This is a genomic window from Acidilobus aceticus (assembly GCF_055392325.1).
Window position 1 is genome coordinate 24,725 of sequence record NZ_AP042407.1, and the last position, 12,123, is coordinate 36,847.

At 62.0% G+C, this 12,123-nt stretch carries 12 protein-coding genes; 10 read left to right on the top strand and 2 right to left on the bottom strand.

Annotated elements, in window-relative coordinates; genetic code table 11:
* The first annotated feature begins 2 nt into the window (after positions 1-2).
* The 6 genes from ACZ5OO_RS00130 (at position 3) to ACZ5OO_RS00155 (ending at position 5,477) form a co-directional block, all read left to right on the top strand.
* Entirely contained in the window at positions 3-902 is a 900-nt protein-coding gene (locus tag ACZ5OO_RS00130; protein WP_464078225.1) for an ABC transporter ATP-binding protein, read from the top strand.
* Positions 899-2,176, top strand: coding sequence for an ABC transporter permease subunit (locus ACZ5OO_RS00135; RefSeq protein ID WP_464078226.1), 1,278 nt, complete (start codon positions 899-901; stop codon positions 2,174-2,176). The genes ACZ5OO_RS00130 and ACZ5OO_RS00135 overlap by 4 nt, the downstream gene beginning before the upstream one ends.
* Before the next feature lie 33 nt (positions 2,177-2,209).
* Positions 2,210-3,100, top strand: coding sequence for a coenzyme F420-0:L-glutamate ligase (locus ACZ5OO_RS00140; protein ID WP_464078227.1), 891 nt, complete (start codon positions 2,210-2,212; stop codon positions 3,098-3,100).
* A gap of 115 nt (positions 3,101-3,215) precedes the next feature.
* Positions 3,216-4,412, top strand: a complete 1,197-nt coding sequence (locus tag ACZ5OO_RS00145) for a radical SAM protein (RefSeq protein WP_464078228.1) — start codon at positions 3,216-3,218, stop codon at positions 4,410-4,412.
* Between the two features lie 19 nt (positions 4,413-4,431).
* Complete coding sequence (locus ACZ5OO_RS00150; RefSeq protein WP_464078229.1) at positions 4,432-5,091, top strand: restriction endonuclease; 660 nt, start codon at positions 4,432-4,434, stop codon at positions 5,089-5,091.
* Positions 5,092-5,186: 95 nt separating this feature from the next.
* The gene (locus ACZ5OO_RS00155; RefSeq protein WP_464078230.1) at positions 5,187-5,477 is read left to right on the top strand and encodes a hypothetical protein; all 291 of its coding nucleotides are present in this window, start codon (positions 5,187-5,189) and stop codon (positions 5,475-5,477) included.
* On the opposite strand, the gene ACZ5OO_RS00160 is transcribed toward ACZ5OO_RS00155, so the two are convergent.
* On the bottom strand, positions 5,452-6,690 hold the full coding sequence (locus tag ACZ5OO_RS00160; protein WP_464078231.1) for an RNA-guided endonuclease InsQ/TnpB family protein: 1,239 nt from the start codon (positions 6,688-6,690) through the stop codon (positions 5,452-5,454). The two genes, ACZ5OO_RS00155 and ACZ5OO_RS00160, sit on opposite strands and share 26 nt — an antisense overlap.
* Entirely contained in the window at positions 6,674-7,303 is a 630-nt protein-coding gene (locus tag ACZ5OO_RS00165; RefSeq protein WP_464078232.1) for an IS607 family transposase, read from the bottom strand. Before ACZ5OO_RS00165 ends, ACZ5OO_RS00160 begins: the two co-directional genes overlap by 17 nt.
* A 68-nt stretch (positions 7,304-7,371) precedes the next feature.
* On the opposite strand from ACZ5OO_RS00165, the gene ACZ5OO_RS00170 reads away from it, so the two are divergent.
* From ACZ5OO_RS00170 to ACZ5OO_RS00185, 4 genes are read left to right on the top strand one after another with little or no spacing between them, the layout of a single operon-like run.
* A complete protein-coding gene (locus ACZ5OO_RS00170; protein ID WP_464078233.1) occupies positions 7,372-8,493 on the top strand; it encodes a hypothetical protein in 1,122 nt (373 codons plus the stop codon).
* 45 nt (positions 8,494-8,538) lie between these two features.
* A complete protein-coding gene (locus ACZ5OO_RS00175) occupies positions 8,539-10,452 on the top strand; it encodes a glycoside hydrolase 5 family protein (RefSeq protein WP_464078234.1) in 1,914 nt (637 codons plus the stop codon).
* Positions 10,453-10,494: 42 nt separating this feature from the next.
* The gene (locus tag ACZ5OO_RS00180) at positions 10,495-11,700 is read left to right on the top strand and encodes an MFS transporter (RefSeq protein WP_013266653.1); all 1,206 of its coding nucleotides are present in this window, start codon (positions 10,495-10,497) and stop codon (positions 11,698-11,700) included.
* A gap of 12 nt (positions 11,701-11,712) precedes the next feature.
* The gene (locus ACZ5OO_RS00185; RefSeq protein WP_013266654.1) at positions 11,713-12,021 is read left to right on the top strand and encodes a TIGR00304 family membrane protein; all 309 of its coding nucleotides are present in this window, start codon (positions 11,713-11,715) and stop codon (positions 12,019-12,021) included.
* The last annotated feature ends 102 nt before the right edge of the window (positions 12,022-12,123 follow it).

The following is a 12,123-nucleotide window of genomic DNA, read 5'->3' on the forward strand; positions in this document are numbered from 1 at the left end:
ATTTGATAGAGCTCAAGGACTTGACAAAGTATTATGGAAGGGCCCGAGGGATTGAGAAAGTTACGTTCTCTGTCAACAACGGCGAGGTGGTGGGCCTGGTTGGCCTTAACGGCGCCGGCAAGACAACGACAATAAAGGTCACGGCCGGGGTGCTGAGGCCTACCTCCGGGGACGCGATAATAGACGGCATAAGCATTGTGAGCGACAAGGTCGAGGCGTCAAGGAGGGTCGGGTGGGTGCCGGAGCTGCCCAACTTCGAGGACGACTTCAGGGCCAAGGACTACCTGGTCTACCTGGCGGGCTACTATAACATAACTGGGAGGCAGGCAGATGAGCTAGCCGAGAGGCTCCTGGCCGAGGTGGGCCTCTCGGGCGCGGAGGGCAGGAGGCTCAGGGAGTACTCCCAGGGAATGAGGAAGAGGTTCGCCCTGGCGGCCTCCATGATATCTGACCCTGACAACTACCTCTTTGACGAGGTGCTCAACGGCCTTGACCCCCAGGGCATAGCGTTCTTCAGGAAGTTCGCCCTCGACTCAAGGCAGGGGGGCAAGGCAATACTGTTCTCCTCGCACATACTGAGCGAGGTGCAGAACGTGGCCAACAGGGTGGTCTTCATACACAGGGGCAGGGCGATAGCAGTGAAGGCCATGGATGAGATATTGGCCGAGGCCAGGGCAGCCGTGAAGGTAGTCGTCGCTAACCCTGACGACAAGGTCCTTGACGTGCTCTCGCAGCTCGGCAAGGCCAGGGCGATGGGCAGGGACTCCTTCGAGGTCTCAGGGGCGAGCCCTGACCAGGTGACGTCGCAGCTGGTGGCCAGGGGCTACAAGGTCATGCAGGTGACCCAGGTCGGCGGCCTGGAGGAGTACTTCTTCTCCCTCATAGGGGGTGAGGGGAGTTGAAGGGGGCAGCGCTCTACGACCTGAGGAGGTCGCTCCTCAACAAGGCCCTGATCATAATAGTGATAGCGGTGGTGGCCCTGGGCGCCGGCATAGCTTACCTGGAGCTCAGCCTGTCGAGGTCAATAGCGCCCTACTACATTGTGATCGAGCCCTTCCACAACGGCAGCGCGCTGGGCCTCCTGCTCAGCCCCTCCGGGAGCCCCCTGGGCAACGCAAGGATCTACGTGATATACCCCAACTCGTCGCCGGGCGTCTTGGTCACCAACTCCAGCGGCTACGTCCTGATTGGGAGCGGAGTGGGAATAGGGCCCGTCTACGTGAACGGAGCCAACAGGTCAGTTATGTTGGGCACCGCGGCGCTGGTTAACGTCAACCTGAGGGCGGGCAGGGCGACACTGTTCTTCAGCGTCTACCCCGAGCCTGGGGCCAGGGAGTTCAAGGTCTACGTGCGCCAGGCGGAGCTCGGGCTCAGGGGCAGGATAATCAATTACACGGCCGCGCAGTACCTGGGCGAGTACGGGCCCGGCATATGGAGGGCCGAGGTCAGGGTAGGGCCTGAGCCCGCGGTGGTTATCACCGCGGTGCCCGTTAACTCGAGCTCCGCGACAAATGAGACCACAGAGCTCATGCCGCCTGAGCTGGAGCTCAAGTCAGTGGCCTTCCAGCCCATGGCCACAGCTGCCAACATAATGGCCGAGTTCCTGCCACTCGTAGCCCTGTTCCTGACCAATGACCTGTTCGCGAGGCTCAGGTCAACCAGGGCCATAGAGTTCCTCCTGGCCAGGCCCATAACCAAGGGACAGCTGCTGACCTCGAGGTACTCCGCCGGCCTCCTGGCCCTGCTGATCTCATCGCTGCTGGCCTCAGCGGCCCTGGGGCTCATAGTTTACCTCATGGCTGGGCCCGTGGTGACCCTGAGCGACGCGCTCGTGGTCTTCGCTGCCTCCTTTGCAAGCGCGGCGGCGTTTTACTCGCTCCTCTACCTCGTCTCCGCGGCCACCAGGGGGCACTTCATAGCCATAGCCGTCATCCTTTATATAGTCCTCTACCTGTTCAATTTCAGCTTTATAGCGGCCGCCGTAGCGCAGCGGCCCTGGCTCGTCTACGCCGGGCCCCTGGGGGCCGCGGGCTCCATCATAAGCGGCTACCTGGGGGTCTCCTCGCTGCTTCAGTCAGGCGTCAGCTACTCCGAGGCCGCCGCCTCCCTGGCGGCGTGGGCTGTGGTCCCCATAGCGGCCGCCATAGCGCTGTACTCAAGGTCTGGCGAGCCATAATTACCTCCTGGCCACTGGGACTGGGGGAGTCCCTTGAGGGAGGCGTCCCTCATAGGCGTCGAGCTGCCCGAGGTCAGGAAGGGCGACGACCTGGCCTCACTCATATGCTCCTCCGTAAGCCTCCGGGACCGCGACGTGGTAGCGGTGGCCAGCAAGGTCGTGTCCAAGGCCAAGGGCTACCTGCTTGACGTCAGCTCGGTGAGGCCGAGCGAGAGGGCCATTAGGATAGCGTCGGCCCTGGGCATGGACCCCAGGTGGGTTGAGCTCGTGCTAAGCCAGAGCGACGACGTCCTGGGCGTCATACCTGTAAAGGAGCTCTACGACTCTGGCGTGCTGAGGCTCGAGGACGTGGCGTATGACGCGGAGGCCGCCAGGAGGGCCCTTGAGAGGTTCCCCTACCTCTTCATAGTGAGGCGCTCAGGCATGATATGGACTGACGCGGGCATAGACGCCTCCAACGTGCCCGGGGGCCTCTACGCAGTGCCTCCCCCAGACCCGGACGCCGAGGCCAGGGAGCTCTCTAACAGCATAGCCTCGAGGTGCGGCGCCAGGGTGGCCGTCGTCCTCTGCGACACGGAGGTCAGCGTGGCCGGCGCCTCGACTGACAGGGCCATAGGCTCCTACGGCATAAGGCCCGTCGACAGGGGCTTTGGGAAGCCCGACAGGAACGGGGTGCCCAAGTACGGCGGCGTCGACCATATTGCTAACGAGGTCTGCGCCTCCGCCGCCCTGCTGGCGAGGCAAACGAGCGAGTCAATACCTGTGGTCGTAGTGAGGGGCATAAGCTACGAGTGGTACGAGGGCGGCCTGAGGGACTTCTCCATGAGGCAGCCCACCGAGGCGCTGAGGGCCGTGATAAGGGCGAGCCTGAGGGCCCTGGGACCTGACGCGTTAGCCAAGCTTGTTGGCGACCTCGCTCCCTAAGGCCAGGCCCTCAGGCGCCTGACAGCGCCGTTTTCTCTTAACATAGAAAGCTTTTATCTCTCCCAGGACTAACTTATACAGGGGACAGCTCACGTTTGAGAGCTTTGTTAAAAAGATGATGGACAGATTTAATTTTAACGTTGAGCTGGTCGACGGCCTTGAGCTGTCGGAGCCCGAGGGCCCCCTACCCCTCTACGTTCACGTCCCCTTCTGCCCCTTCATGTGCCCCTTCTGCGTGTTCTTCAGCGTCCCCTACAGGGAGGCCGAGGCCAGGGCCTACGTCAAGTCCCTGACGGCTGAGGTCGAGGGCCTCATGAGCCGCTGGGAGGGCGCCCGCTTCCCTGAGGTCTACGTGGGAGGGGGCACCCCCACCATGCTGACCGAGGGCGTGTGCGAGCTCCTCGACGTTATAAGGTCCTACCAGGGGGCCGTGGAGGCCTCTGTCGAGGGCTCGCCCTATGACGTTGACGACAACAAGGTCTCGATGCTGGCCTCCGCCGGGGTCACGAGGATATCGCTTGGGGTCCAGTCCTTCTTCCCGGACAGGCTTGCCAGGCTTGGGAGGCCCAGGATAAGCTCGGAGGCCATACTCTCGACCATAGAGGCCTGCTCCAGGGTAAAGACCGTCAACGTTGACATACTCTTCAACTACCCCGGGCAGAGGGAGGGGGACCTCATTGACGAGGTCGAGGCGTTTTACAACAGCAAGGCAAACCAGCTGACCCTCTACCCCCTCATGCCTTCAATAAGGGAGCCGGCCACCGTATGCCCGTGCAAGGAGGAGAGGGAGAGGGCCCTCTACAGGCTCGCCGTCAGCGAGGCCAGGAGGCTTGGCCTGACCCAACTGACGACCTGGTGTTTCTCTAAGTCGTCCGGCGGCCTCAGTGATGAGTACATAGTGGACTCAGACCTCTTCGTTGGTGTCGGGGCGGGGGCCATGAGCCACCTCAGGGGGCTCTTCACGGCCAACACATTCAACATATCTAAGTATGAGTCGCTCGTGGCCAAGGGAGAGCCAACCGTAAGCCTTGCCAGGAGGCTCAGCAGGGAAGAGGAGGAGAGGCTCTACGCGCTTTACGGCCTCTACGGCCTCGGGCTTGACAAGGACGGCTTCAGGAGGAGGTTCGGGAGGGGCGTCTACAGGGCCATGTCGAGGGAGCTGCTCTTAATGGAGCTGCTCGGGCTCGTCAAGGACACGGGGAGGAGCATAGTGCCCACCAGCAGGGGGCTCTACGCGGTCAGCCTGCTCATGAAGCTCTTCTACATTAAGGTCTCCCACATAAGGGCTATGGCTATAAGGGCGAGCCTCTGAGCCAGCGCCGGGACCGCCGTTGCTGGGCCCCGCCACCGACGTCGCCCTGGCCCTGCTGGGCTCTGAGAGCTGCGTGCCCCTGAGCGACGTCGCTTCGAGGGCCGGGCTCAGCCGTGAAGTTGTCCAGGCCTACCTGAGCAGGATGGAGGAGGTCGGCGGCCTGAGGCTTGAGGGCGAGTCCGCGTGCCCCCTCAACAGGGCCCTCCTGGCAGCAGCGGCTGTGAGGCTCGGGGCTGACCCGGAGGCCGTGTCAAGGCTCCTCAGCTGGAGGGACTTTGAGGGGCTGGTGGCGGAGGCCCTGAGCGAGGCCGGCCTCCGCGTGTGGAGGAACCTCAGGGTGCCGGGCAGGGGAGGCCTCGAGGTCGACGTGCTTGGCCTTGAGGGCGACCGAGGCGTCGTCGTTGACTGCAAGAGGTGGTCCTACAGGTCGAGCTCACCTTCAAGGATAGCGGAGGCGGCCTCGAGGCACGCTGAGAGGGCCAGGAGGCTGATAGCCCTCTGGGGGTCCCTCGGGCTCCCAGACATGCCAAGGAGGCTGCTGCCAGCCCTGGTAGTCCTCAGGGAGGACCTGCCAAAGGTTGTCAACGGGGTCGCCGTGGTGCCCGTGCTGCAGCTCAGCGGCTTCACCAGGGAACTTGAGGCGGTTGTAGACGAGCTGGGCATCGACACTGGCCTTTAGAAGCTGCTAGTAGCTAAGCGGCCGTTGATGACAGCCCACTGTAAGCCCCGCTGTACATTTAACCTAGCCCAGCCGCAAAACCGCCGGAGGTAAATGTGAAGTTAATCAAGCTCCTGGCCGTTGTCCTTGAGGCCGCAGCCCTGGCCTCCTTGCTGATGGGCGTCGCCAGCGCCGCCCCGGTTAGCTTAATCGTGGTCAGCCCTCTGGCCCTGTCAGGGCAGGTTAGCCTTTTGGCCTACCGCGGGTCCCTGTACATCTACTACACCTACCTGGTCGGCGACAACACTACCAACATAGGCGGCTACGTCCTCAACGAGGGGTACGCGTCGCCTGCGCCGCTGCCCCCCGTGCCGTTTGTCCCTACGCCTTCATCTCAATCATTTTAAGTTCACTCACGATCAGGCGTAGGGACTTAGCCCTCAGCCACCTGCCTAGCCCAACGGCAGGCGGGTCATGGGACTCCTTCGAGCCCAACGGCACTGGGCTCACATCCCCAGCCCTCCTCCTCAGGTTGTATAACGCCACGACGTCCCTGTGCCACCTCTCCCCTCCCTTCTCGCAGACTCCGACCCTCGGGGCAGCGCCCCCATCGGGTCGGTAAACGATCCTCGACCCGTGGACTGGGCACGTGGAAGAGGTGTAGGAGGGGCTGACCAAGACCACGGGAACGCCGAACTCCCTGGCCTTCTCAATGATGGCGTTCTTAGTTGAGGAGAACGCCGAGCGGTAGATCCTCAGCCTGAGCTGGGGATCCTTCACGTCCTTTATCATGTGCTCTGGAACCCTCTTCGGCAGGTCCTCTAAAACTATCGCGCTCCTGCTCTCGAAGGCCTCCTTAACTATAAGCCTCGCCAGCTTCCTCCTTATGTCGGCCTTCCTGTACTTCTCCCTAAGCCTCTTTAGCCTCCTCCTGACGTCCCTGTCCTCAGTGGATCTGCCGCTCTGTACCCTCTTCCTCCTGTACTCGTAGCCCAGGGTGATCTTCTTAATGTTGGTCTCCAAGAGGATCGGCCTCCCGTCAACAAGCACGGAGGCCGAGCCCTCGTTAAGGTCTACTGGGGTGAAGCCCTTGGGCTCATAAGGCTTCGGCTCTTCCTTCTTGAAGACTATGAACAGCTCGACTACGTTGCCCTTTGCGAGCCTGAACCTGGCCTCGCCCGCTATCCTCCAGCCGCCGTTGTAGTACCTCCAGAAGAGCTTATGGAACGTGGGCGAGACGCGAACCTTTCCTCCCTTTGTCGCTATCGAGATCTCGTCGAGGCTGAACCTCCAGAGGTGGTCGTCCAAGTGGACGGTGACCCTCCTCACCGAAGGCCTGTCGGTGTAGGCCCTGCCCCTCCTCTTGAGCTTCTTAAAGCTGTCCAGCCTCTCGCTCGCGTCCTCACAGGCCGTGTAGATGTAGTGAGACGGTAAGTCCTTATGCTTCTCCCTTTCAACTCTGTAAACGCCTGCTTTGATCCTCGTGAACGACGTCGTGCTGTTCCGAAGCCCGTAGTCTACTGCGTCCTCAAGGATCTCCCTGTACTCCCTCTCGACCTCCTTAAGTGCTGAATACGTGGCGTGGTCAACTTTGACCCTCAGCTTAACCGTCCGCTCCACTCAGCTCACCCAACAGCTTTTTTACTCCCTGGACGAGGGCCGTCTTCTTGTGGCTCCTCATTCCGTAAATCTTGCCAGCGAACGACGTGATAACGGAGATTAAGTCCTCCACGAGTTCCTGAGTAGCGTCTTTCGGCTCCTCGCCGAAAACTACCTCGACCCTGACGCCCATTGCCGAGAAGAACTCCTCCAGGTACTCGAAGCCGAACCTCGTCAGCCTGTCCTTGTATGTTATTAACACGACGTCTACGCCCCTCCCCTCGACCAGCTTGAACAGTTTGAGCAGCCCTTTCCTTTGCGTGTTGAGCCCGCTGGCGACGTCCTTTAGCACTTCAACTACCCTGTAACCTTTTGCCGTCGCGTAGTTCGTGAGGTAGTTTATCTGCCTCTCCAGGTCCTCCCTCTGGTCAGCTGATGAGACCCTTGCGTAGATTACCGCCCTTGTCCCCTCCCTCCCCTCCAAGTACCTCTTTACCTCGCTGTAAGGTATCCTGTACCTGCCGCCCTCAGTTGTTGCCGCCCTTATCTTCCCCTCCCTGATCCACCGCAGGAGCGTTGAGTATGATATCCCTAGGAGCTGGCAGGCCTCCTTAGGCCTCAGTAGCCTCTCCACTCAGGCAAACCCTGCTAGATTAGTGATAATGAATAGATATAAAAGGATTTCTATTGTAATGAATTATAATGAAAAAGGATTTACCCCTAGTTAATGCCACGAGGCTCTACGCCTTCACGGACCATGGCAAGTTGTGCCTTGCGTGGGCCTACCTGTCGGGAGGGCTTCACCTCTCAAACAGCACGACGGGCTCGCTTAGGTACTCCTGTTATTACGACGGCCGCTGGTCAAAGCCCTTAACGCTCGTGAGCGGCGGCATGCCCTGGGGCTTCGTCGAGGTCAATGATGTCTTCTACGTGCTGTGGAGCCCAAGGTTTAGCCAATCCCTGAGCGGCGTCAGGCTCCTGGAGGTCACGCCCTCCGGCAGGGTTATCATAAACGTCAGCGTCCCTGGAGCGCTCATAGCCGGCGTCACGGGGCAGGGCTACCTGGCGCTCGCGAGGCCCAGCTCCATGCGCGGCGTCGGCAGCGTGGAGCTTGTAAACGTCGCCCAGCAGGGCTTCGAGGTGCTGGCTAACCTGAGCATGAAGGGCCTCCTGTTCGCCAACGCCCAGGGGGACCTCCTGGCGCTCTACAACCTCTCCACGCTGCAAATCTACAGGGTTAACGACCTTGGCCAGGTGACCCTGGCCGCAACCTCGCGGCTTCCAAGCCATCGCTCCCTGCTCTTTGTCATGATAGTGACCCAGGGCAACCAGGACTTTGTAGAAGAGTACGGCAACTTCGGCCCTCAGCCCTCCTCGCTTGACTTCTTTAACGTCTACAGGCTGGCTGACGGCACGCTCCTGCCAGTGCTTGAGGTCAACGTCACCGGCGGCTACTACGTTAGCACCGGCTACGTGTCAGCGCTGGGCGACGACGTGTACGCTGCCCTCGAGGTGGGGGGCTTTGGCGCGGGTGGGGGCCTGTTCAGCCCGATGCCCCTCCTAATAGCTGTGGCGCCGGCGGGCTCAAAGATGACAATTAACTTCACGAGCCCCGATGACGTTTACTCGGGAAGGGCCTTAATTGATATCCCCTCGTCCAACTCTACTACCACCGCCAGCGTGAGCGCCACCGACATAGCTTCAATTATGAGGGAGCAGCCAGCCGCGCGGTCGCCCGCCAAGGCCTACCTGTACCTCGCCGTCGGCGCGCTGATAGCCATAACAGCAGCGGTCGCCGCCACGCTTCTAAGGCGCGGGCATTAGCAACCCTTTTAGTTTTGTCAATGGCTGCGCGCCTGGTGGGCCAACTTGAGGACCGAGGCTAGGGGGAACCTGGTAGTCACCGACAGCTCCTTCAGGTTCCTGCTCGGGGTCAACTACTGGCCAAGGAGGACCAACATAAGGATGTGGAGGGACTGGGACGAGGGCGCCTTGCTTGAAGACATAAATGCCATGAAGTCCATAGGCGTCAGGGCCGTGAGGCTGTTCCTCCTTGACCAGGACTTCGTGAGCTCCAGCGGCGACGTGGACCAGCGGCAGCTTGAGAGGCTCAGGTGGCTTCTTGACAGGCTCGGCGACAACAACGTGGCCGGCTTCGTGACGCTCCTGGTGGGCCACATGAGCGGCAGGAACTGGGGGATACCGTGGGCCCCAGACAACGACATATACTCGCCCAGGGCTGTGGAGGGCGCCGCCAGCTTCGCCAGGCAGGTGGCAGAGAGGGTCAGGGACAGCAGGGGCCTGGGGGGCTGGATACTGAGCAACGAGATGAGCCTGGTGAGGAGGGCCTCGAGGCCTGAGGAGGAGCTGACGCTGCTCAGGGCCGTCAGGCAGGCCATAAGCTCAGTGGACAGCGGCCACGTCTTCAGCGCGGGCGACGTGCCTGACAGCTACGGGCAGGCGCCCCACCTGGTCAGGGGCATAACCGACTACGTGGGCCCCCACCTGTACCTCTACGACGGCGACCCCGTCAGGCACGGCTACCTATACTCTGGCATGCTTGAACTGTTCTCCGACGACGGCCAGAGCCCCGTCATACTCGAGGAGTTCGGCTTCAGCAGCCTTCAGTACTCGGAGGCCGACAGGGCCGCCTTCATCTACGAGGCGCTCTACGCGGCCCTGGCCCACCGGGCCTCAGGGGCCTTCGTCTGGTGCTTCTCCGACTTCCCTGACGAGGCCGACACGCCCTACCTCTGGAGGCCCCTTGAGCTTGGCTTCGGCCTGTTCGACAGGGACGGAAGGCCTAAGCCCTCCGCCGAGAGCTTCAGGAGGTTCTCAAGGGAGCTCGAGGCCCTTGAAGGCCTTGGACTTGAGGGCCTCAGGAGGAGCTCAAAGGCGCTGGTCGTGGCCCCCTTCTACGTGTTCGGCGAGTACCAGTTCGCCGACTACAGGAGGTGGGCCGGGGGCCTCTACCAGGTTGCCAGGCCGACGCTGCTGGCCCACCAGCTGCTAACCATGGCGGGGGCCCAGGCATCGATAAGGTATGAGCCCGAGCTCAGGGAGGACGACCCGAGGAAGCTTGTTGTGTTCCCCTCAACCATAAGCGGGCTCACCGTGACCTGGAGGAGGCTGCTCAGGCTTGCCGAGGGCGGGAGGCTCGTCTACGTTTCGCTTCTCAGGGGCCTCGGCCAGATGATCTTCATGCACGAGTCGGCCACTCACATGTGGGGCGAGCTCTTCGGCGTTGAGCCCGCCCTGAGGGTGGGCTCCCCTGGCGTGAGGCTTGAGGGCTCTGTCAGGCTGAGGCTCGAGGCGGACCTCGGCGACCTGAGGGCGGGGCACGAGGTTACAGTTGGGCTTCAGCAGCCCGTGCTGACTTATGACGTCAGGCCAGTGGACGCTGAGGTAATGGCGACGGCCAACGGCAGGCCAATAGCATTTGCCGCCAGGAGGGGCAGCGGAAGGGTGATCCTGTCGCTGTTCCCGCTTGAGGCTGTGCTGGCGGACCTGTATTACGTGAGCGACTGGTCGCCCTACGCCGCCCTCTACAGGGCCCTCGCCGTGCAGGCCGGCGTTGAGCCCACCGCCAGCGACGACCCCAGGGTTGAGGTCCAGGTCTTGAGCGACGGCAGCAGGGGGCTCGCCTTCATGATAAGCCACTGGCCGGGCGAGCTGACGGCCTCGCTGCCGGTCAAGGGCGACCTGGTCGCCGGCAACTCGCAGGTGAGGGAGGGCAAGGCCGTGATGCCGCCCAGGGGCGTCGCAGTGATAAGGTTTGGCTGATAAGTTATTTACCCTCCCAACTCACGGCTTCCCTGAGCCGCCTTGAGCGACTACTCCAGGGACATCTACATACTTGGCGCCGTGAGGACCCTGAGGAGCTTCAGCTTCGGCTACGTGGCCTTCCTGCTCCCGCTCTACCTCAAGTACGTGGGCTTCTCCTACGAGATGATCGGCCTCTACACGCTCATAGCCACGCTGAGCAGCGCCGTTCTAACGCTTGCGAGCGGGTGGCTCGGCGACCTCTACAGCAGGAGGAAGGCCCTGGCCATAATGTCGCTGCTCCCCGCGGGCACCTACGCCATAGTGCTCTCCACCAGGAGCTACGCCGCGCTCATGGCGTCTGCCGCCTTCGGGCTCACCATGAGCCCCATAGGCGGGGGCTCCGGCGGCGGCCCGGTGGCGCCGCTCCAGACTGCCATGGTGGCCAGCAGGGTCGGCCCTGAGGCAAGGACAAGGGTCTACTCGTACCTAATGATGGCGGCCATAGCCTCGGCCCTGGCGGGCTCGGCCTTCTCAGGGGCCATCATGAGGGCCTCAGGGGGCTACTACCTTGAGCTCTTCGCCGTGGCCCTGCTGATAACTGTGGCCACGTCAGCGCTCGTGCTCCTCGTCTCGGAGGAGCCCGACAGGGCGCACAGGCCCACCAGCGCAGTCCCCAGGAGGTCCGCCAAGAACATAGGCAAGGTCTCGCTGGCAGGCCTCTTCGGCAGCCTGGGCCTCGGAATGGTCATGTCGCTCCTGCCTGTCTACTTCAGGGAGCTGGGGGCGAGCGACTTCCAGGTCTCTTTGATATACGACGCCTCCTACGCGGCCGCCGCGGCGGGGGCCCTCATCGCGCCCCTCGCGGAGAAGGCCATGGGGCCCGTGAGGTCAATACTTGTGCTGAGGGGCCTCGGCTCCCTGCTGCTGGCGGCCATACCGTTCTCAAGGCCCCTGGCCCTGGCTGGGGCCATATATGCAATTAGGACCGGGCTCTACCAGGCGGCCCTGCCGATAAGGCAGAACGTCAGCATGGAGCTCTACGAGCCCTCTGAGAGGTCCAGGGGCCTCAGCATAACTGGCGTGTTCAGGAGGCTCCCCTACGGCGCGGCGGCTGCAGCCGGCTCAGTGCTGTTCCAGGTCGGCGCTTTCGTCGCAGTGTTCTCCGCGGCCGCGGGGATCTCCGTGCTCGACCCAGTGCTCTACTACGCCTTCTTCAGCTACTTCGACAGGGGAGGCAAGGCCTTTAAGGCTCGGGCGGAGGAGTAAAGTGGTGATTACATGAACGCCGCGGCCTGGTTCCTCATAGGCTTCCTGATAATACTTGTTGGCATGTTCATAATAGTGGCGGCCGGCGTCTACGAGGCCTACAGGCAGTCCTCCCAGGCCAAGGGCCAGGTGCAGGCCGGCGGCGTCGTCATGATAGGCCCCATACCCATAGTGTTTGGCACCTCGTGGAAGATGGCCATAATAGCCATGGTCCTAGCAATAGTGCTGATAGTGATATCGATAGCCCTCATGTTGCTGGCCAGGGGCATGACTTTGCCTAGGGCGGAGTCCCTGGCGGCGCTGCTCCTGAGGCCCACTTGAAAATAACAGCTTAAGCTTAAGCCCACCGGCCGGCAGAGCCTCCTGGGCGACTGGCTCTGAGGGCTAAGCTCATATCAACAGTTCTCCTGGCAATCATCATCG

Coding starts and splice junctions, on each gene's coding strand:
- ACZ5OO_RS00145 (WP_464078228.1), top strand. CDS start 3,216: ATGATGGACAGATTTAATTTTAACGTTGAGCTGGTCGACGGCCTTGAG.
- ACZ5OO_RS00170 (WP_464078233.1), top strand. CDS start 7,372: ATGAAAAAGGATTTACCCCTAGTTAATGCCACGAGGCTCTACGCCTTC.
- ACZ5OO_RS00185 (WP_013266654.1), top strand. CDS start 11,713: ATGAACGCCGCGGCCTGGTTCCTCATAGGCTTCCTGATAATACTTGTT.